The sequence below is a fragment of the Enterobacter sp. Taxon_8 genome, from assembly GCF_058354585.1.
In genome coordinates, this window is record NZ_CM177989.1 from 1,139,857 (window position 1) to 1,161,224 (window position 21,368).

Annotated in this window: 17 protein-coding genes; 13 read left to right on the forward strand and 4 right to left on the reverse strand. The window is 60.7% G+C overall.

What is annotated here, in order from left to right; genetic code table 11:
- Nucleotides 1-15 precede the first annotated feature (15 nt).
- Nucleotides 16-1,557 (forward strand): peptide MFS transporter, encoded by a 1,542-nt coding sequence (locus tag AC4IBF_RS05460; RefSeq protein WP_133294913.1) that lies wholly within the window; start codon nucleotides 16-18, stop codon nucleotides 1,555-1,557.
- Between the two features lie 58 nt (nucleotides 1,558-1,615).
- Nucleotides 1,616-1,837 (forward strand): zinc ribbon domain-containing protein, encoded by a 222-nt coding sequence (locus tag AC4IBF_RS05465; protein WP_252093300.1) that lies wholly within the window; start codon nucleotides 1,616-1,618, stop codon nucleotides 1,835-1,837.
- Here the strand turns inward: AC4IBF_RS05465 and AC4IBF_RS05470 are convergent.
- Genes AC4IBF_RS05470 through xseA form a run of 3 tightly spaced genes read right to left on the reverse strand, consistent with a single transcriptional unit; the run spans nucleotide 1,834 to nucleotide 4,636 of the window.
- Nucleotides 1,834-2,184, reverse strand: coding sequence for a protealysin inhibitor emfourin (locus tag AC4IBF_RS05470; protein WP_024908659.1), 351 nt, complete (start codon nucleotides 2,182-2,184; stop codon nucleotides 1,834-1,836). The two genes, AC4IBF_RS05465 and AC4IBF_RS05470, sit on opposite strands and share 4 nt — an antisense overlap.
- Nucleotides 2,185-3,204 (reverse strand): M4 family metallopeptidase, encoded by a 1,020-nt coding sequence (locus tag AC4IBF_RS05475; protein WP_133294911.1) that lies wholly within the window; start codon nucleotides 3,202-3,204, stop codon nucleotides 2,185-2,187.
- Between the two features lie 58 nt (nucleotides 3,205-3,262).
- A complete protein-coding gene (gene xseA / locus AC4IBF_RS05480) occupies nucleotides 3,263-4,636 on the reverse strand; it encodes an exodeoxyribonuclease VII large subunit (protein ID WP_133294910.1) in 1,374 nt (457 codons plus the stop codon).
- A 158-nt stretch (nucleotides 4,637-4,794) separates the two neighbouring features.
- On the opposite strand from xseA, the gene guaB reads away from it, so the two are divergent.
- Together guaB and guaA are read left to right on the forward strand one after the other, a co-directional pair.
- Entirely contained in the window at nucleotides 4,795-6,261 is a 1,467-nt protein-coding gene (gene guaB, locus AC4IBF_RS05485; protein WP_008502128.1) for an IMP dehydrogenase, read from the forward strand.
- Between the two features lie 67 nt (nucleotides 6,262-6,328).
- On the forward strand, nucleotides 6,329-7,906 hold the full coding sequence (gene guaA / locus AC4IBF_RS05490) for a glutamine-hydrolyzing GMP synthase (protein ID WP_325813830.1): 1,578 nt from the start codon (nucleotides 6,329-6,331) through the stop codon (nucleotides 7,904-7,906).
- A 56-nt stretch (nucleotides 7,907-7,962) separates the two neighbouring features.
- On the opposite strand, the gene AC4IBF_RS05495 is transcribed toward guaA, so the two are convergent.
- A complete protein-coding gene (locus AC4IBF_RS05495; protein WP_325813828.1) occupies nucleotides 7,963-8,793 on the reverse strand; it encodes a MurR/RpiR family transcriptional regulator in 831 nt (276 codons plus the stop codon).
- A gap of 291 nt (nucleotides 8,794-9,084) precedes the next feature.
- On the opposite strand from AC4IBF_RS05495, the gene AC4IBF_RS05500 reads away from it, so the two are divergent.
- The 9 genes from AC4IBF_RS05500 (at nucleotide 9,085) to iolE (ending at nucleotide 21,367) form a co-directional block, all read left to right on the forward strand.
- Complete coding sequence (locus tag AC4IBF_RS05500; RefSeq protein ID WP_491463187.1) at nucleotides 9,085-10,590, forward strand: CoA-acylating methylmalonate-semialdehyde dehydrogenase; 1,506 nt, start codon at nucleotides 9,085-9,087, stop codon at nucleotides 10,588-10,590.
- 11 nt (nucleotides 10,591-10,601) lie between these two features.
- Nucleotides 10,602-12,527, forward strand: coding sequence for a 3D-(3,5/4)-trihydroxycyclohexane-1,2-dione acylhydrolase (decyclizing) (iolD, locus tag AC4IBF_RS05505; RefSeq protein ID WP_491463188.1), 1,926 nt, complete (start codon nucleotides 10,602-10,604; stop codon nucleotides 12,525-12,527).
- Nucleotides 12,528-12,816: 289 nt separating this feature from the next.
- Nucleotides 12,817-13,803 carry an inositol 2-dehydrogenase gene (gene iolG / locus AC4IBF_RS05510; protein WP_133294907.1) on the forward strand — a complete coding sequence of 329 codons (987 nt, stop codon included), beginning with the start codon at nucleotides 12,817-12,819 and terminating at the stop codon, nucleotides 13,801-13,803.
- A 31-nt stretch (nucleotides 13,804-13,834) separates the two neighbouring features.
- On the forward strand, nucleotides 13,835-14,764 hold the full coding sequence (locus AC4IBF_RS05515) for a sugar ABC transporter substrate-binding protein (protein WP_133294906.1): 930 nt from the start codon (nucleotides 13,835-13,837) through the stop codon (nucleotides 14,762-14,764).
- Between the two features lie 54 nt (nucleotides 14,765-14,818).
- A complete protein-coding gene (locus AC4IBF_RS05520) occupies nucleotides 14,819-16,366 on the forward strand; it encodes a sugar ABC transporter ATP-binding protein (protein WP_025912800.1) in 1,548 nt (515 codons plus the stop codon).
- A gap of 11 nt (nucleotides 16,367-16,377) precedes the next feature.
- On the forward strand, nucleotides 16,378-17,406 hold the full coding sequence (locus tag AC4IBF_RS05525; RefSeq protein WP_008502116.1) for an ABC transporter permease: 1,029 nt from the start codon (nucleotides 16,378-16,380) through the stop codon (nucleotides 17,404-17,406).
- Between the two features lie 8 nt (nucleotides 17,407-17,414).
- A complete protein-coding gene (locus AC4IBF_RS05530) occupies nucleotides 17,415-18,548 on the forward strand; it encodes a Gfo/Idh/MocA family protein (RefSeq protein WP_133294905.1) in 1,134 nt (377 codons plus the stop codon).
- Nucleotides 18,549-18,560: 12 nt separating this feature from the next.
- Nucleotides 18,561-20,465 carry a bifunctional 5-dehydro-2-deoxygluconokinase/5-dehydro-2-deoxyphosphogluconate aldolase gene (locus AC4IBF_RS05535; protein WP_491463189.1) on the forward strand — a complete coding sequence of 635 codons (1,905 nt, stop codon included), beginning with the start codon at nucleotides 18,561-18,563 and terminating at the stop codon, nucleotides 20,463-20,465.
- An 11-nt stretch (nucleotides 20,466-20,476) separates the two neighbouring features.
- Nucleotides 20,477-21,367, forward strand: a complete 891-nt coding sequence (gene iolE, locus AC4IBF_RS05540) for a myo-inosose-2 dehydratase (RefSeq protein ID WP_133294903.1) — start codon at nucleotides 20,477-20,479, stop codon at nucleotides 21,365-21,367.
- Nucleotide 21,368 lies beyond the last annotated feature (1 nt).

Below are 21,368 nucleotides of genomic sequence, written 5' to 3' on the forward strand. Positions count from 1 at the left end.
CCTTTCGGGAGAATTATGCAATCCACTGTTAATCAAAAAGAGAGCCGAACGTTCTTCGGCCACCCGTATCCGCTCGGTTCGTTGTTCTTCACCGAGATGTGGGAGCGTTTCTCGTTTTACGGCATTCGTCCGTTACTGATCCTGTTTATGGCCGCCACAGTCTATGACGGCGGGATGGGCCTGGCGCGAGAAAACGCCTCGGCGATTGTCGGTATCTTTGCCGGTACCATGTACCTGGCCGCGCTGCCGGGCGGCTGGCTGGCGGATAACTGGCTCGGCCAGCAGAGAGCCGTCTGGTACGGTTCGATTCTGATTGCGCTTGGTCACCTGTCGATTGCGCTCTCGGCGGTGATGGGGAACAACCTGTTCTTTATCGGCCTGATGTTCATCGTGCTCGGCTCCGGGCTGTTTAAGACCTGTATCTCGGTAATGGTCGGTACCCTGTATAAAAAAGGCGACGCGCGTCGTGACGGCGGTTTCTCGCTGTTCTATATGGGTATCAACATGGGCTCGTTCATCGCGCCGCTGATTTCCGGCTGGCTGATTAAAACACACGGCTGGCACTGGGGCTTTGGTATTGGCGGTATCGGGATGCTGGTAGCGCTGATTATCTTCCGCGTGTTTGCCGTTCCGGCCATGAAACGCTATGACGGCGAAGTTGGCCTCGACTCCACCTGGAACAGCCCGGTGGTGAAGCGTAACGGCGTGGGCGTTTGGCTGCTGGCGCTGGCGGCAGGCGTGGCAACGCTCGTGACGCTGATTGCGCAGGGCGTGATTGTGATTAACCCGGTCGCGGTAGCCAGCGTGCTGGTCTACGTGATTGCTGCATCCGTTGCCCTCTACTTTATTTATCTGTTTGTTTTTGCAGGCCTGAACCGTAAAGAGCGCGCCAGGCTGCTGGTCTGCTTTATTCTGCTGATCTCCGCGGCGTTCTTCTGGTCCGCGTTTGAACAGAAGCCAACCTCGTTCAACCTGTTTGCCAACGACTACACTAACCGCATGATCGGCGATTTCGAAATTCCGGCGGTGTGGTTCCAGTCAATCAACGCCCTGTTCATCATCCTGCTGGCACCGGTGTTCAGCTGGGCGTGGCCAAAGCTGGCGAGCATGAACATTCGTCCGAGCAGTATCACCAAGTTTGTTATCGGTATTCTGTGTGCCGCAGCGGGCTTTGGCCTGATGATGCTGGCGGCGCAGAACGTGCTGAGCAGCGGTGGGGCGGGCGTATCGCCGTTCTGGCTGGTGGGCAGCATCCTGATGCTGACGCTCGGCGAACTGTGTCTCAGCCCGATTGGCCTGGCGACCATGACGCTGCTTGCGCCCGAAAGAATGCGCGGCCAGATGATGGGGCTGTGGTTCTGTGCGAGCGCGCTGGGTAACCTGGCGGCGGGTCTGATTGGCGGCCACGTGAAGGCCGACCAGCTTGATATGCTGCCGGATCTCTTTGCGCGTTGCTCCATCGCGCTGCTGATTTGTGCAGCGGTACTGATCGTCCTCATTGTTCCGGTACGCCGCATGCTGGAAAATGCGCAGACTAAACCGGCGGCTGAAGCCTGATAAAATTCACCCTGGCGGGGCAGTTATCTTGCCCCGATAAAACCCAACAGGAGAGAATATGACGATTACCTGCTCGGATTGCCGGGCACCGCTTGAGCCTCTGAATGGGGTGGCACACTGCGAGAGCTGTAATAAGGATATTGCGCTTGAAGCCCGCTGCCCGGAGTGCCATCAGCCACTCCAGGTCTTAAAAGCCTGTGGGGCGGTGGATTATTTCTGCCAGAACGGCCACGGTCTTATCTCCAAAAAACGCGTGGAGTTCGTTCGGGCCGAAGGTTAATCGCACACGCAGCCTTCGCCTTTCTTCCACAGCTCGACCAGCGACTCGGGCGCTTCCTGCTCCGGTACCAGCACGATGATATCGGCGTAGTGCGCCTGATTTTGCCCGGTCCAGATAATCTGGATGCGGAAATAGCGCTGGTCGCCGCTGCCGGGTGAAGAGGCTTGCCCGGGCGGCTGGCCGCGCGGAAAGGCCTGCTCCAGGATGCTTACCAGGCGCTGGCGCTGGGCCTCATTGAGCGAGGAGAGCGCGATGGTGCGCTGTCCGCTCAGCTTGGGAATAAAAGCGACGCCGCCTTCCCGGGCCAGCTCAACAACGGCGTCATCCGTCAGTTCCGGAACCTGCATTTACAACACTCCCACCTGTTCCCAGGCTTGTTTAATGGCCGCCCCCACGTCGCCGCCGGAACGTTTCTCTCCGTGCGCGATCGTCAGTTTTGCGAAGGCCTCAAAATCCGCATCCTGCGCCAGATTGCGATCGCAAACCGTGTCGTACCAGGCATAACCCGCTTTTTTCCAGGCGTAGCCGCCGATCGCCGTTGCCGCCAGATAAAATGCCCGGTTGGGGATGCCGGAGTTCAAGTGCACGCCGCCGTTATCCTCACGCGTTTTGATGAAATCTTTCATGTGTGCAGGCTGCGGGTCTTTGCCGAGCAGCGGATCGTTGTAGGCGGTGCCCGGTTCAGACATCGAGCGCAGCCCTTTGCCGTTGATGCCTTTTGCCAGTAATCCCTCACCAATCAGCCAGTCCGCTTTATCGGCGGTTTGCTTCAGATGGTACTGCTTCACCAGTGAGCCAAACACGTCCGACAGCGACTCGTTCAGCGCGCCGGACTGCTCAAAGTAGATAAGCCCGGCTTCGGTCTCGGTCACGCCGTGGCTCAGCTCGTGCGCCACGACGTCTATGGCGATGGTAAAGCGGTTAAATATTTCCCCGTCACCGTCGCCGAATACCATCTGCTGTCCGTTCCAGAAGGCGTTCTGATATTCCCGGCCATAGTGAACGGTACCGGTTAAAATAAGTCCTTTATTATCGAGCGAATCGCGCTGATATTCTTTCCAGAAGAAATCATGGGTAATACCTAAATACTCGTAGGCCTCATCCACCGCTATATCACCGTTCGACGGCTGGCCTTCGTAACGCACCTGTGTGCCCGGTAGTTCCTGGGTCTGCTTCGCGTCGTAAATATCACGCTCGAGCTGTCCGGCTTTATTCACGTGCGGCGCGGCGGGTTTGCCGGGCATATGGGCCATCAGCGTCTGGACATGGGTTAAGGTCTGGCGGGCACAGCGCTGCTGCGGTTCGGAACCGCTTTCGATAATACGACGAAGAATATACGGGGGAATCACGCTATAAAGATGGGTCATGCTGCTCTCCTTATTAAAAAAGGGAATAGCAGCAGTATAGTAAGTAACCGGCGAAGAATTATCCGGTTTTACGCTGACGCGTTTTTTTCACCGGTTTAATTGATTTCACTTCGCTTTCTACCCAGCCGTCTGACAGGCGCGTCGTCAGCACATCGCCGGTACTCACCTGTTTGGTTTGCTTCAGCACTTTGCCGTCCGTCGCCGTCGTCACGCTATAGCCGCGCGCCAGCGTGGAGAGGGGGCTAACCGCTTCAAGGTGGGTCACCGCATTGCCAAAGCGTTCGCGGGTGGTGCTCAGTCGCGCACGGATAGTTTCCGCCAGACGATACTCCAGCTGCTGAATTCGCGTTTGCGCGCGATAAATTTTCGGCTGCGGGTTCTGCTGGTTCAGGCGCTGGGTCGCGCGCTGCTGGCGCGATATCGCGCGCTTAAGCTGCGCGTCCACCGCAACGTTCATGCGCTGACGCAGACGTTCCAGAACGGTCTGCTGACGCGCCAGACGCAGCTGCGGGTGCTGCTGCTGTAGACGGTGGTGAAGCTGGGTAAAGCGCCGGGTCCGGTTGGCGAGGTAGTAGTCCATCGCCATCTCAAGACGCTGCTGGCCGTTCTGAATCTGACGCAGCAGCTCCAGCTGGTTGCGGCTGACCACTTCCGCCGCGGCGGACGGCGTCGGCGCGCGGAGATCCGCGACAAAATCGGCGATCGTTACGTCCGTTTCGTGGCCGACGGCGCTCACCACGGGGATCTGACTTGCAAAGATTGCCCGCGCAACGCGCTCGTCGTTAAAGCTCCACAAGTCTTCCAGCGAGCCGCCACCGCGCCCGACGATTAGGACGTCGCACTCCTGACGGGCGTTCGCCAGCTCAATGGCGCGCACAATCTGGCCCGGCGCATCGTCACCCTGCACGGCGGTCGGGTAGATGATGACGGGCAGGGAAGGGTCGCGACGCTTCAGCACGTGCAAAATATCGTGCAGTGCCGCACCGGTTTTCGAGGTGATGACCCCAACGCAGTGGGCGGGGGAGGGCAGCGTCTTTTTGTACTGCTGGTCGAACAGCCCCTCGGCAGAGAGCCGGGCCTTTAACTGTTCATACTTCTGCTGCAGCAGGCCTTCGCCCGCAGGCTGCATGCTCTCGACGATAATCTGATAGTCGCCGCGCGGCTCATACAGGGTGATATTGGCGCGAACCAGAACCTGCTGGCCGTGCTGAGGGCGAAACGTCACGCGACGGTTGCTATTGCGGAACATCGCGCAGCGCACCTGGGCGGTGTCGTCTTTTAAGGTAAAGTACCAGTGACCGGAGGACGGCTGCGTGAAGTTAGAGATCTCACCGCTGATCCAGACCTGCCCCATTTCCTGCTCAAGCAGCAAACGCACCGTCTGATTCAGGCGGCTGACGGTATAAATTGAGGGGGATTGAGAGGATAACATGTGAGCGGGATCAAATTCTAAATCAGCAAGTTATTCAGTCGATAGTAACCTGCTGAGAGGCAATCGCAAGCTTTTTTATAAAAAAGTGTAGATGCAATCGGTTACGCTCTGTATAATGCCACGGCAATATTTAACCACCCAGGTCAGAGATATTGCCCATGCTACGTATCGCTAAAGAAGCACTGACGTTTGACGACGTCCTCCTTGTTCCCGCTCACTCCACCGTTCTGCCGAATACTGCCGACCTCAGCACGCAGTTGACGAAAACCATTCGCCTGAACATTCCTATGCTCTCTGCGGCAATGGACACCGTGACTGAAGCGCGCCTGGCTATTGCCCTGGCACAGGAAGGCGGCATTGGCTTTATCCACAAAAACATGTCCATCGAACGTCAGGCAGAAGAAGTTCGCCGCGTGAAGAAGCATGAATCCGGCATCGTGTCTGACCCACAGACCGTTCTGCCAACCACCACGCTGCACGAAGTGAAAGCCCTGACCGAACGTAACGGCTTCGCCGGTTACCCGGTGGTGACCGAAGAGAACGAGCTGGTCGGTATTATTACCGGTCGTGACGTGCGTTTCGTGACTGACCTGAACCAGCCTGTTAGCGTGTACATGACGCCAAAAGAGCGTCTGGTCACCGTTCGCGAAGGTGAAACCCGCGATGTGGTGCTGGCAAAAATGCACGAAAAACGCGTTGAAAAAGCGCTGGTTGTTGACAGCAACTTCCACCTGCGCGGCATGATCACCGTTAAAGATTTCCAGAAAGCAGAACGTAAGCCTAACGCCTGTAAAGACGAGCATGGCCGTCTGCGCGTTGGCGCTGCGGTAGGCGCAGGTGCCGGTAACGAAGAGCGCGTTGACGCGCTGGTTGCAGCGGGCGTTGACGTCCTGCTGATTGACTCCTCTCACGGCCACTCCGAAGGCGTTCTGCAGCGTATCCGTGACACCCGTGCCAAATACCCTGACCTGCAGATCATCGGCGGTAACGTGGCGACGGGCGCAGGTGCTCGCGCGCTGGCTGACGCCGGCTGCAGCGCGGTGAAAGTGGGTATCGGCCCTGGCTCTATCTGTACTACCCGTATCGTGACCGGCGTGGGCGTTCCGCAGATCACCGCGGTGTCTGACGCGGTTGAAGCGCTGGAAGGCACCGGTATTCCGGTTATCGCTGACGGCGGTATCCGCTTCTCTGGCGACATCGCGAAAGCGATCGCAGCGGGCGCAGCTGCCGTAATGGTAGGCTCCATGCTGGCCGGTACCGAAGAATCCCCGGGTGAAATCGAACTCTACCAGGGCCGTTCTTACAAATCTTACCGCGGTATGGGCTCCCTGGGCGCGATGTCCAAAGGCTCCTCTGACCGTTACTTCCAGACCGATAACGCCGCAGACAAACTGGTGCCAGAAGGTATCGAAGGTCGCGTTGCCTATAAAGGCCGTCTGAAAGAAATTATTCACCAGCAGATGGGCGGCCTGCGCTCCTGTATGGGTCTGACCGGCTGTGGTACCATTGACCTACTGCGTACTAAAGCGGAATTCGTACGCATCAGCGGTGCGGGTATCCAGGAGAGCCACGTTCACGACGTGACGATCACCAAAGAGTCCCCGAACTACCGTCTGGGCTCCTGATAAGTTTCCGCGCCCGGCTTCTGCCGGGCGCTCTGTTTTTGTTTCACTTGCCTCGGAATTAGCGTCAATGACGGAAAACATTCATAAACATCGCATTCTCATCCTGGACTTTGGTTCTCAGTACACTCAGCTGGTGGCGCGTCGCGTGCGTGAACTGGGCGTTTACTGTGAGCTGTGGGCGTGGGATGTCACGGAAGCACAGATTCGCGAATTCAATCCAAGCGGCATCATCCTGTCCGGCGGCCCGGAAAGTACCACCGAAGAGAACAGCCCGCGCGCGCCGCAGTACGTGTTCGAAGCTGGCGTGCCGGTATTTGGCGTCTGCTACGGTATGCAGACCATGGCAATGCAGCTGGGCGGCCACGTAGAAGGCTCCAGCGAGCGCGAGTTCGGCTATGCGCAGGTTGAAGTGGTTAACGACAGCGCGCTGGTGCGCGGTATCGAAGACTCCCTGACCGCAGACGGCAAACCGCTGCTGGACGTATGGATGAGCCACGGCGACAAAGTTACCGCCATCCCGTCTGACTTCGTGACCGTTGCCAGCACCGAAAGCTGCCCGTTTGCCATCATGGCGAACGAAGAAAAGCGCTTCTACGGCGTGCAGTTCCACCCGGAAGTGACCCACACCCGTCAGGGTATGCGCATGCTGGAGCGCTTCGTGCGCGACATCTGCCAGTGTGAAGCTCTGTGGACCCCGGCAAAAATCATCGACGACGCCGTTGAGCGTATCCGCCAGCAGGTTGGCGATGACAAAGTGATCCTCGGCCTCTCCGGCGGCGTGGACTCCTCCGTGACCGCGATGCTGCTGCACCGCGCCATCGGCAAAAACCTGACCTGCGTCTTCGTGGACAACGGTCTGCTGCGTCTGAACGAAGCCCAGCAGGTTATGGACATGTTCGGTGACCACTTCGGTCTGAACATCGTTCACGTGGAAGGCGAGCAGCGCTTCCTGGCCGCGCTGAAAGGCGAGAACGATCCGGAAGCAAAACGTAAGATCATCGGCCGCGTGTTCGTGGAAGTGTTCGACGAAGAAGCGCTGAAGCTGGACGACGTGAAGTGGCTGGCGCAGGGTACCATCTACCCTGACGTGATCGAGTCTGCGGCTTCCGCCACCGGTAAAGCACACGTCATCAAATCTCACCACAACGTGGGCGGCCTGCCGAAAGAGATGAAGATGGGCCTGGTTGAACCGCTGCGCGAGCTGTTCAAAGACGAAGTGCGTAAGATCGGTCTGGAACTGGGTCTGCCGTACGACATGCTCTACCGTCACCCGTTCCCGGGCCCGGGTCTGGGCGTGCGCGTGCTGGGTGAAGTGAAGAAAGAGTACTGCGACCTGCTGCGTCGCGCGGACGCTATCTTCATCGAAGAGCTGCACAAAGCTGACCTGTACAACAAGGTAAGCCAGGCGTTCACCGTGTTCCTGCCGGTTCGCTCCGTCGGCGTGATGGGCGATGGCCGTAAGTACGACTGGGTTGTTTCCCTGCGTGCGGTGGAAACCATTGACTTCATGACCGCGCACTGGGCGCATCTGCCGTATGACTTCTTAGGCCGCGTGTCTAACCGCATCATCAACGAAGTGAACGGTATTTCCCGCGTGGTGTATGACATCAGCGGTAAACCACCGGCTACGATTGAGTGGGAATAATGTCCCTCTGAATTAACCCAAAACCCTCTGCCTGTGCAGGGGGTTTTTTTATTGCCTTACTTCCCCTCTCCCAGCCGATACGCCAGCGCCACCACCAGCGACTGCACCAGGCACAGCGTCGCCGACTGCGAGCGAAACGCATCCACCTGAGCCTCCTTCACCACAAAGCAGAGATCGCTGAACGTCGCCAGCGGGCTAATCTGGCTGTCCGTAATCACAATCTGCCGCGCGCCGACGCTGGCGGCGGTTTCGCTGACCATCACCGTCTCTTCCGCGTACGGCGAGAAGCTGATCGACACCACGATGTCGCGCGCCTTAATGCGGCTGATCTGTTCGCGCAGCATCCCGCCCATGCCATCGAGCAGAATAGGGCGACACTCCAGGTGGCTCAGGGCATAGGTGAGGTACGCGGCGACGCTAAAGGAGCGGCGCAGTCCGGCGATGTAGATGGTGTCGGCCTCGGCCAGCAGCTGTACTGCGCGCTCCAGCATCTCCGGCTCGGCGCGGGCGGCCAGCTGCTGCAGCGCCTGCGCGTTCGAGCGGGCGAACTCCTGCAGGATATCGAGCGGCGTTTCCGGCACGGCCTCGCTCTCCATTTCGCGGAACAGCCGGGCGCGGTCGCTGTAGCTGGCGGTCTCCTCCACCAGGTTCATGCGAAACAGCTGTTTCATTTCGTTGAAGCCGGTGAAGTCAAAGGCGTTGGCAAAGCGGATCAGCGTCGAGGGCGGCACGTCGGCGCGCTCGGCAATAACGGCAACCGTATCAAAGGCCACGCTGTTGGTGTTATCCAGCACGTAGCGGGAGACCTGCTGCAGCCTCTTGCTCAGGCTATCGTAGCGATCGCGGATTTGCTGCTGCAGTTCGTTCAGGCTGGTTGCTGTCGTCATCTTTTCCCCCAAATACAGTCATATGATTCTAAACGCAAAACCGCGTCTTTTAAATGTCGGCCATCCATCTGGCAGCAAAAATGAAACAGAAGCTTCAGTCATTTCCTCGCCCGAGAACCCTTAATAGCGCACGCGGCGTCAGTGATGCTGGCTGTTAACATAAAAATCCATCCTTGATCACAATAATCATCATTTATTTTATTTCAACTTAAAATGGAATATTTGTTTCATATATAGTGTTCAGTACAGAGTGTTCAGGTCAAGTCACGTATCAACAGCGAGAGGTTAAGGATGGAGACGGTAGCGAATTTTATTCACGGCGAATGTGTCACCGGTTCAGGCCAGCGCGTTCAGGCGATCTTCAACCCGGCCACCGGCGAGCAGATCCGCCAGGTGGTGATGAGTACGGCACAGGAAACGGAGCAGGCGATTGCCGCCGCGCAGCAGGCGTTTCCGGCGTGGGCGCGTCATGCTCCGCTTAAGCGCGCGCGCGTGATGTTCCGCTTCAAGGCGCTGCTGGAAGAGAACATGGATCGCCTGGCCCGCCTCATCAGCGAAGAGCACGGCAAGGTCTTCTCCGACGCGGTGGGCGAGCTGACCCGCGGCCTGGAAGTGGTGGAGTTTGCCTGTGGTATTCCGCATCTGCAAAAGGGCGAACACTCGGCGAACGTCGGGACCGGCGTTGACAGCCACTCGCTGATGCAGCCGCTCGGCGTCTGCGCCGGGATCACGCCGTTTAACTTCCCGGCGATGGTGCCGATGTGGATGTTCCCGATTGCGCTGGCGACCGGGAATACATTCGTGCTGAAACCGTCGGAAAAAGACCCTTCGCTGGCGCTTGCGCTGGCGCAGCTGCTGAAAGAGGCCGGCCTGCCGGACGGCGTCTTCAACGTGGTGCAGGGCGATAAAGAGTCCGTTGACGTGCTCCTGACCGACCCGCGCGTGCAGGCGGTGAGCTTTGTCGGCTCCACGCCGATTGCCGAATACATTTACCAGACCGCGTCCGCCCACGGTAAGCGCTGTCAGGCGCTGGGCGGCGCGAAAAACCACTGCATTTTAATGCCGGATGCCGACATGGAGATGGCGACCAACGCCATCATGGGCGCGGCCTACGGCGCGGCGGGCGAGCGCTGCATGGCGCTCTCGGTGGTACTGGCGGTGGGCGATAACACCGCCGATGACCTCTGCGCCCGGCTGGAAAAACAGATTGCCGCGCTGCGCGTCGGGCCGGGGCTGGACCAGACGCCGGAAAACGAAATGGGGCCGCTCATCTCCTCCGCGCACCGCAGCAAGGTGTTGGGCTACATCGACAGCGGAGAAGCGCAGGGGGCGACGCTTCGCGTGGACGGTCGCAGCTTCAGCGTGAAGGGCCACGAGCAGGGCTATTTCGTCGGGCCGACGCTGTTCGATAACGTCACCCCGGAGATGACCATCTATAAAGAAGAGATTTTTGGTCCGGTGCTTTCTGTGGTGCGCGTAGCAGATTACGCCAGCGCGGTGGACCTGATTAACCGCCATGAATATGGTAATGGCTCGGCAATCTTCACCCGCGACGGCGGCTGCGCGCGCCGCTTCTGCGAAGAGGTGCAGGCGGGCATGGTGGGCGTCAACGTGCCGATCCCGGTGCCGATGGCATTCCACAGCTTCGGCGGCTGGAAGCGCTCCATCTTCGGCGCGCTCAACGTCCACGGCAGCGACGGCGTGCGCTTCTACACCCGAATGAAAACCATCACCGCGCGCTGGCCGGAAATGCAGCAGGAGACAGGCGCTGCGTTCTCCATGCCGACGCTGGGCTGACAGGAGGCGTTATGCAAACCGAACGTATCACCATGGCTCAGGCGCTGGTCCGGTTCCTTAATCAACAGTACGTTAGCGTGGATGGCAACGAAACGCCCTTCGTGGAGGGCGTCGCCACCATCTTTGGGCACGGCAACGTGCTGGGCATTGGCCAGGCGCTGGAGCAGGATCCCGGCCATCTGCAGGTGATGCAGGGCTGCAACGAGCAGGGCATCGCCCATATGGCGACGGGATTTGCCAAACAGCACCGCCGTCAGCGCATCTTTGCCGTCACCTCCTCCGTCGGGCCGGGCGCCGCCAATATGGTCACGGCCGCGGCAACCGCCACGGCGAACCGCATCCCGCTGCTGCTGCTTCCGGGCGATATCTATGCCAGCCGCCAGCCGGACCCGGTGCTGCAGCAGATCGAGCAGTATCACGACCTCAGCATCAGCACCAACGACTGCTTCCGTCCGGTCTCCCGCTACTGGGACCGCATTAACCGCCCCGAGCAGTTGATGAGCGCAATGCTTAGCGCGATGCGAACGCTTACTGACCCGGCAGATACCGGTGCGGTGACGATTTGCCTGCCGCAGGACGTGCAGGGGGAAGCGTGGGATTACCCGCTGAGCTTCTTCGCGCGTCGCGTGCACCACATCGAGCGTCGTCCGCCCGATCCGCAGCGTCTGGCGCAGGCGCGGGCGCTGATCGCCCGCAAGCGTCGCCCGCTGGTGGTGTGCGGCGGTGGCGTGCGCTATTCCGGCGCACATGAGGCGTTTCGCGAATTTGTCGAGACGCTGCAGCTGCCGTTTGCCGAAACTCAGGCCGGAAAGGGGGCGCTGGTAAGTGACCACCCACTTAACCTCGGCGGCGTAGGGGTGACGGGCGGAATGGCGGCCAACCAGCTCGCGCCGCAGGCTGACCTGGTGATTGGCATCGGCACGCGCCTGACCGACTTTACCACCGGCTCCAAGGCGCTCTTTTCCCATCCGGACGTCGAATTTCTGCTGCTGAACGTGGCCGAGTTTGACGCCCTGAAGCTGGACGCCACGGCGCTGATTGCCGACGCTCAAACCGGGCTCGAGGCATTGACCCACGCGCTCGGTGATTACCGCAGCGGCTGGGGAGAGGCGATCGCTGAGGCGAAATCCGCCTGGCGCGACGAGTGCCGCCGCCTGTGGGATCGCCAGTGGCGTCCTGACGACGCGCCCGAAGTGGCGGGGCACCTGGACGCGCAGTTGGCGGAGTACGGCGAGGCGCTCAATACCCGCCTGACCCAGACGCGGGTGCTGGGGCTGATCAACCAGCATGTGGAAGATAACGCCATCGTGGTGGGCGCGGCCGGTTCGCTGCCGGGCGATTTACAGCGCCTCTGGCAGGTCAAAACGCCGGACAGCTATCACCTGGAGTACGGCTACTCCTGCATGGGTTACGAGATTGCGGCAGCCATCGGCGCGAAGCTTGCCCGACCCGAGCAGCCGGTATACGCCATGGTGGGGGATGGCTCCTACATGATGCTGCACTCCGAGCTGCAAACCGCGGTGCAGGAGGGCATTAAGGTCACCGTTCTGCTGTTTGATAATGCCAGCTTCGGCTGCATTAACAACCTGCAGATGGGGCACGGTATGGGCAGCTTTGGCACGGAAAACCGCCATCGCAACCCGGAAACCGGACGGCTTGACGGTCCGCTGGTGAAGGTCGATTTTGCGCAAAACGCGGAGAGCTACGGCTGCCGCGCGTGGCGGGTGCACGACGAGCAAAGCCTGCTGGCGGCGCTGGAGGCGTCACGCGCCCATCCGGGCCCGACGCTGCTGGACATCAAGGTGCTGCCGAAGACCATGACCCACGACTACGCCTCCTGGTGGCGAACCGGTGATGCGCAGGTGGCGGAATCGTCTGCCGTGCGTGAGGCCGCTGAGCAAACGCAGGCGCAGGTGAAAAAAGCCCGGCAGTATTGAGTTTTCTTTTCGTAACGAAATTTTCATTTCATTTTTGTTTTCCCCTCACCCTAACCCTCTCCCACAGGGAGAGGGGACGGATCGGTGCGGTTTTTTCTCCCTCGCCCCTTTGTAATGGCGAGGACATCCCTCCCGCCATGTTGTGAGATTGATAACAAAATTTATCTCATTCATCTCAAAAGTGTTAACCCGCACTCAAAAACATAATTTTCACTATTTATAAAAATGAAATAAATGTTTTATTTATAGGGTCGTTAGTTCACAGCATTCACCAACACCGGGAGCCGTTATGTTTAACATTGCTTTACTGGGCGCTGGCCGAATTGGCCAGGTACATGCAGCTAACATCGCCAGCCACGGCGCGACCACGCTCTGGTCCGTGGTTGACCCGAATCAGGAATTTGCCACCCGTCTCGCCACGCAGTATCAGGCCCGCCAGCAGAGCCTGAACGAGGCGATGACCGACCCTAACGTTCACGCCGTGCTGATCGCCTCCGCCACCGATACCCACGCGGACCTGATTGAAATGGCCGCCCGCCACGGCAAGGCCATCTTCTGCGAAAAGCCGGTCCACCTCGACCTCGCCCGCGTGCGCGACTGCCTGAAGGTGGTAAAAGAGTATGACGTGCCGCTGTTTATCGGCTTTAACCGCCGCTTTGATCCGCAGTTCCGCCGCGTGAAAACCGACGCGCAGGCCGGGTGCATCGGCAAACCGGAATCGTTGCTCATCATCTCCCGCGACCCGTCTCCGCCGCCTGCGGAGTACGTGCGCGTTTCCGGCGGCATGTTCCGCGATATGACCATTCACGACTTTGACATGGCCCGCTTCATCATGGGCGAAGAGCCGGTGTCGGTGTATGCCCAGGGCAGTAACCTGGTGGATCCGGCGATTGGCGAGGCGGGGGACATCGATACCGCGTTTATCGTCCTGAAATACGCTTCCGGCGCGATGGCGACCATCGTCAACAGCCGCCGCTCATCTTACGGCTACGACCAGCGCCTGGAGCTGCACGGCTCCGAAGGGCTGCTGTGCGCGGGCAACATTCTGGAAAACCAGGTGCAGCACTACGGCAAACAGGGCTGCACCAGCGCGCTGCCGGAACACTTCTTCCTGCAGCGCTACAAATCCGCTTACGCCGCGGAATGGGAACACTTTGTCGCGGTCCTGCGCGGCGAAGCGGTGCCTGACTGCAGCGGCGATGATGGTGAACGTGCGCTGTACCTCGCGGATAAAGCGCTGGAGTCACTGCGCAGCCAGCGCGAGATCGTCCTCTAAACACAACTACCCTACACAGAGAGACATAATAATGAAAAAACTGATCGTAGCCGCCCTCATCGCCATGACGTCCGGGGCCGCCCTCGCCGAAAACGAGCAAATTGTTTTCAGTACGCCAAACCTGGCCATGCCGTTTGAAGTTCACATGCAGCGCACGGCGGTGAAAGCCGCAAAAGAGATGGGCGTGAAGCTTCAGGTACTGGACGGGCAGGGCAGCTCGCCGAAGCAGGTTGCTGACCTGGAAAATGCCATCACCCGCGGGGCGCAGGGCTTTATCGTTTCCCCGAACGATGTGAACGCGGTCTCCAGCGCGGTGGATGAAATTCAGGATGCGAAGCTGCCGGTGGTCACCCTTGACCGCTCCGTCGACAGCCAGAAGAAGGTGCCGCACTTTGGCGCCAACAACTACAAGGGCGGCCAGGCGATTGGCGACTTCGTTAAAACCAAATACCCCGACGGGGCGGAGATCATTCTGCTGACCGGCCAGCCGGGCTCCTCCTCCAACATCGAACGCACCAAAGGGATCCGCGACAGCCTGAAGGCAGGCGGGGATAAGTACAAGATCGTCGCCGATCAGACCGGCAACTGGATGCGTTCTGAAGGGATGCGCATCGTGGAAAGCGTGCTGCCCTCGCTGCCGAAGCGTCCTCAGGTGATCCTCTCCGCCAACGACGACATGGCGCTGGGGGCGATTGAAGCCCTGCAGAGCCAGGGCGTGAAGCCGGGCGAAATTCTGGTCACCGGCTTTGATGCGGTACCGGAAGCGCTGGCCCGCGTGCGCGACGGCTGGCTGGCGGTGACGGCGGATCAGCGTCCGGGCTTTGCGGTGCAGACGGCGATGAGCCAGCTGGTGGCCAACGTGCGCGAGAAAAAAGCCATCACCGGGGCCGACTACCCGCCGACGCTGATCACCAAAGAAAACCTGCAGCAGGCTGAGCGTATCGGTGAGGCCGGTAACTGATTTATCCGCAGCCGCCGCTGGCGCGGCGGCTCACTCTAAAGGAGGAGCAGACCGATGTCGCAACCCTTACTGAAAGTGACCGACCTGGCAAAAAGCTTTTCCGGCGTCTGGGCGTTAAGCAGCGCCCAGCTGACCGTCGGCGCGGGCGAGATCCACGCCCTGCTGGGGGAAAACGGGGCGGGTAAATCCACGCTGCTGAAGGCGCTCGCGGGGGCGCAGCCGCAAACCCGCGGGGATATCTGGTTCAACGGCGAAACGCTGCCGGTGGACGACTCCCCGGTGGAGCGCCAGAACAAGGGCATTATCACCATCTATCAGGAATTTAATCTGCTGCCCAACATGACCGTCGCGGAAAACATGTTTCTCGGGCGCGAGCCGCGTAAACGCAACCTGATCGTCGACGAAAAGGCGGTAAATCAGGAAGCGCAGGTCATTCTCGACTATCTGCAGCTGAACGTTGCGCCGACCACGCCGGTCGCCCGTCTGAGCGTTGCCCAGCAGCAGATGGTGGAGATCGCCCGGGCGCTGACCCTCAACGCCAGGCTAATCATTATGGACGAACCGTCCGCCGCGCTGAGCGATAGCGAGGTGGAAAGCCTGCATCGCGTGGTGCGGGAGCTTAAAAACCGCGGCGTAAGCATTATTTATGTTACCCACCGTCTGCACGAAGTTTTCCAGCTCTGCGATCGCTTCACCGTTTTCCAGGACGGCCGCTTCACCGGCACCGGCGCGGTGGCGGAGACCAACGTCGAACAGCTGATCCGCCTGATGGTCGGTCGCGACGTGGCCTTTAACCGCCGTCCCGCCAGCGAAACGCATCATGAGGATAAACCCGTCCGCCTGGCGGTGAAGGGGCTGAGCCGCGAAAAGCCGCCGCTGGATCCGCACGGCATAGCCCTGCATGACATCAGCTTCCACGTTCACGCCGGGGAGGTCTTAGGCATTGCCGGACTGGTGGGCGCCGGGCGCACCGAAGTGGCCCGCTGCCTGTTTGGCGCGGACGCGTTTACCTCGGGCAGCTTTGAACTGGACGGCGTGCCGTACCAGCCGCGCGACCCTCTTTATGCGCTCGATCAGGGCGTGGCGCTGGTGCCGGAAGACCGCAAAAAAGAGGGGGCGGTGCTGGGGCTGTCGATTCGCGACAACCTGTCGCTCTCCTGCCTCTCCTCGCTGCTGCAGTGGCGCTGGTTCGTGAACACCCGCAAAGAGGACGATCTGATCGAGTCCTACCGCAAGGCGCTGCAGATCAAAATGGTCAACAGCGCGCAGGAGGTGCGCAAGCTCTCCGGCGGTAACCAGCAAAAGGTGATCCTCGCGCGCTGCATGGCGCTCAACCCGCGGGTGCTGATCGTAGATGAGCCGACGCGCGGCATTGACGTGGGGACCAAATCAGAAGTGCACCAGGTGCTGTTTGACATGGCGAAAAAGGGCGTGGCGGTGATCGTGATCTCCTCCGATCTGCCTGAAGTGATGGCGGTGTCAGACCGGATCATCACCCTGAGCGAAGGGCGAGTGACCGGCGAGATCCACGGTGACGACGCTAACGAAGAACGGCTGATGACGATGATGGCCATCAACCACAACGCCCTGAACGCGGCATAACGGAGTTTCTCATGACGCAGATGATTTCTAAAACGCAGGCCCCGGTCAAACGCGCCGGACGCATCGATCCCATCGCCTTCTTCGAGCGCTTCGGGGTGCTGATTTTCATGATCCTGCTGCTGATCTTCTTCCAGTCGCAGAACAGCAATTTTTTCTCTGAACGCAATATTTTCAACATCCTGACCGAAGTCTCCATCTACGGGATCATGGCCGTGGGGATGACCTTTGTCATCCTGACCGCCGGGATCGACCTTTCCGTCGGCTCCATTCTGGCGGTCTGCGCCATGACCGCGGCGTACGTGATTAAGGGCGACAACTTCACCACCGTCGACCCGAACGCCTGGGGCGGCATGAGCTGGCTGATTGGTCTGGGGATTTGTCTGGCGATGGGCACGGCGATTGGATTCCTGCACGGTCTGGGCGTAACACGCCTGCGCCTGCCGCCGTTCATCGTGACCCTCGGCGGGATGACCATCTGGCGCGGCCTGACGCTGGTGATCAACGACGGCGCGCCGATTGCCGGTTTCGATCAGGGCTACCGCTGGTGGGGGCGCGGGGAGCTGCTCGGCATCTCCATTCCGATCTGGATCTTCGCCATCGTCGCCCTCGGCGGCTATCTGGCGCTGCATAAAACCCGCTGGGGCCGCTTCGTCTACGCCATCGGCGGTAACCCGGAGGCGGCGCGCCTGGCGGGGGTGAACGTCAAGCGCGTGCTGGTCAGCGTCTATGTGCTGATCGGCTGTCTGGCGGGACTGGCGGGCTTCATCCTGAGCGCGCGTCTGGGGAGCGCCGAGGCGGTGGCCGGGATCTCCTTTGAGCTGCGCGTCATCGCCTCGGTGGTGATCGGCGGTACCTCGCTGATGGGCGGCTACGGGCGCATCGGCGGCACCATTATCGGCTCCATCATCATGGGGATTCTGATTAACGGCCTGGTGCTGATGAACGTCTCGGCCTACTACCAGCAGATTATCACCGGATTAATTATCGTTCTGGCGGTGGCGTTTGATACCTACGCCAAGAGCCGTCGCGGCGCACTGTGAGGATCACGATGAAAGAGGTTCGTATTGGATTAATTGGCACCGGGTATATCGGCAAGGCGCACGCTATCGCCTATGCCCAGGCCCCAACGGTGTTCAACCTGCGCGGCAGGCTGGTGCGCGAGATGGTGGCGGAAGTCACGCCGGAGCTGGCGGCAGAGCGCGCGCAGGCGTTTGGCTTCAACCGCTCCACGGGCGACTGGCGGGCGCTGGTGGCCGACCCGGCTATTGATGTGGTGGATATTTGCTCACCCAACCATCTGCATAAAGAGATGGCGCTGGAGGCGATCCGCCACGGCAAGCACGTCTACTCGGAGAAGCCGCTGGCGCTGAACGCCCACGACGCGCGGGAGATGGTTGACGCCGCGAAGCGGGCCGGGGTGAAAACGCTGGTGGGGTTCAACTACATGAAGAACCCGACGGCGCAGCTGGCGAAGGAGATTATCGCCCGCGGCGAGATAGGCGAGGTGATCCACTTCTACGGCACCCACAACGAAGACTATATGGCCGACCCGTTGTCGCCTATTCACTGGCACTGCTTTAAAGAGACCGCCGGGCTGGGGGCGCTGGGCGACCTCGCGGCGCACATCGTCAACATGGCCCAGTACCTGGTTGGGGATATCGAGCAGGTCTGCGGCGATCTGAAGATCGTGGTCCCGGCGCGCCCGGCGAAGGCCGGATCGTCGGAGATGATTGCCGTCGAAAACGAGGATCAGGCCCACGCGATGGTGCGCTTCGCGGGCGGGGCGCAGGGCGTGATTGAAACCTCCCGCGTCGCCTGCGGCCGCAAGATGGGGCTGTCGTACGTCATCACCGGGACGAAAGGCGCCATCAGCTTCACCCAGGAGCGCATGGCGGAGCTGAAGCTCTATCGGCATGACGATCCGGTGAACCGTCAGGGATTCCGGACCTTACTCGTCGGCCCGGCGCACCCGGACTACGCCGCGTTCTGCATGGGCGCAGGACACGGGATTGGCTTTAACGATCAAAAAACGGTGGAGGTGCGCGATCTGGTAGACGGGATTGCCGCCGACGCGCCGATGTGGCCGGACTTCGAAGAGGGCTGGAAGGTGTCGCGCGTGCTGGACGCGATTGCGCTCTCGCACCGGGAAGGCCGCTGGCTGAACGTGAACGACATTGTCTGATGAGGTATCAACGTGGAAAAGCAGTTTGATGTGATATGCATGGGCCGCGTGGCGGTAGACCTCTACAGCCAGCAGATTGGTGCCCGTCTGGAGGATGTGTCGAGCTTCGCCAAATATCTCGGCGGGTCGTCCGGCAACGTGGCGTACGGCACCGCCCGTCAGGGTTTACGCTCGTCGATGCTGGCGCGCGTCGGCGATGAACATATGGGCCGCTTCCTGCGGGAAGAGCTCAACCAGGTGGGCTGCGATACCAGCCATCTGATTACCGATAAACAACGCCTAACGGCGCTGGTGCTACTCGGCATTAAAGACCGGGACACCTTTCCACTGATTTTTTATCGCGATAACTGCGCGGACATGGCGATTACCGCCAGCGATGTGGACGAAAGCTACATTGCCTCCGCACGTTGTCTTGCCATCACCGGGACCCACCTTTCTCATCCGCAGACCTGCGAGGCGGTGCTGACGGCGCTGGGCTATGCCCGCCGTCATGGCGTGCGCACGGTGCTGGACATCGACTACCGTCCGGTGCTGTGGGGGCTGACCGCCTTAGGCGACGGGGAAACGCGCTTTATCGCCGCCGATAAGGTCACCCGCGAGTTGCAGGAGGTGCTTCACCTCTTCGACGTTATTGTCGGCACCGAAGAGGAGTTTCACATTGCGGGCGGCAGCACGGATACCCTGCAGGCGCTGGAGCAGGTGCGCGCCGTCAGTGAAGCAGCGCTGGTCTGCAAACGCGGCGCGCTCGGCTGCTCGGTCTACACCGACGCCATTCCGTCCCGGCTGGACGACGGCCTGACGGTGACCGGCGTGCGCGTGGAGGTGCTGAACGTCCTCGGCGCGGGGGACGCGTTTATGTCCGGCCTGCTGCGCGGCTATCTGAACGACGAGGGCTGGGAGCAGGCGTGCCGCTACGCCAACGCCTGCGGCGCGCTGGTGGTCTCGCGCCACGGCTGCGCCCCGGCGATGCCGAGCAAAATCGAGCTGGATGACTATCTTTCGCGCGCTGCAGATGTGCCGCGCCCGGATCTCGACCCGCGTCTTAACCATCTCCACCGGGTGACCACCCGACGCCGCGAGTGGCCGGAGCTGTGCGTGATGGCCTTCGACCACCGCAGCCAGCTTGAGGATATGGCGATGCAGTGCGGCGCGTCGCTTAAGCGCATTCCGGCGCTGAAGCAGCTGATCCTGCAGGCCAGCCGCGAGGCGGCGAGCCGCGCCGGGCTGGAGGGCAAAGCCGGTCTGCTGTGCGACGGCACCTTTGGTCAGGACGCGCTGAACGCCATTACCGGCGAAGGGTGGTGGATTGGCCGCCCCATTGAGCTGCCGGGCTCGCGTCCGCTGGAGATGGAGCATGGCAACATCGGCACCCAGCTCATCAGCTGGCCGCAGGAGCACGTGGTGAAATGCCTGGTCTTTTTCCATCCGGAAGACGCCCACGGCCTGCGCCTGGAGCAGGAGCAGAAAATTGCCGAGGTGTACCACGCCTGCTGCCGGTCCGGGCACGAGCTGCTGCTGGAGGTGATCCTGCCCGCGACCATGCCGCGCAGCGACGAGCTCTACCTGCGCGCTATCTCCCGCTTCTACAACCTCGGCATTTACCCGGACTGGTGGAAGCTGCCGCCGCTCTCCGCCGACGGCTGGACGGCGCTGAGCGAGATTATCGAACGCCGGGATCCGCACTGCCGCGGGGTAGTGATCCTCGGCCTGGACGCCCCGGCGGAACAGCTGCGCGCTGACTTTAAAGCCGCAGCGGGTCAGACGCTGGTGAAAGGCTTCGCCGTAGGGCGCACGCTGTTTGGCGATGCCTCCCGCGCGTGGCTGAAACACGATATTGACGATGCGCAGCTGGTGGCGCGCATCAGGGACAACTACCTGCAGCTTATCGCCTGGTGGCGCGAGCGCGGACACGCATAATGGAGACGACAATGAGTGTACAACTGGGCATTAACCCGCTGACGTGGACGAACGACGATCTGCCTTCTCTGGGCGCAGAGACGTCGCTGGAGACCTGCCTGAGCGAAGGTAAAGAGGCCGGTTTCGCCGGCTTCGAGCTGGGCAATAAGTTCCCGCGCGAAGCGCGCCTGCTCGGCCCCATCCTTCAGCGCCATGACCTGCAGCTGGTCTCCGGATGGTACTCCGGCCGCCTGCTGGATCGCAGCGTGGAGGAGGAGATCGCCGCCGTGCAGTCCCACCTGACGCTGCTGCGCGAGCTGGGGGCGAAGGTGCTGGTCTTTGCGGAAGTGAGCGGCTGCATTCACGGCGAGCAACAGACGCCGGTGCATCTGCGCCCGCGCTTCCCGCAGTCACGCTGGAAGGAGTACGGCGAGAAGCTTACCGAATTTGCCCGCTACACCCAGCAGCAGGGCGTGCAGATTGCCTACCATCACCATATGGGCACGGTGATTGAGTCCGCCGACGACGTGGACAACCTGATGACCCACACCGGCGACGCGGTGGGGCTACTGCTCGATACCGGCCATCTGACCTTTGCCGGGGCCGATCCGCTGGCGGTGGCGCAGCGCTGGGCGTCGCGTATCAACCACGTTCACTGCAAAGACGTGCGTGCCGACGTGCTGGCGGACGTGAAAAACCGTAAAACCAGCTTCCTTGATGCGGTACTGAGCGGCGTGTTTACGGTGCCGGGCGACGGCTGCGTGGATTATCCGCCGATTATGCAGCTGCTGAAGGCGCAGGACTATCACGGCTGGCTGGTGGTCGAGGCGGAGCAGGATCCGGCCATTGCCCATCCGCTTACCTACGCCCGTCTGGGGTACAACAACCTGAGCCGCCTGGCGCGCGACGCCGGGCTTATCTGAG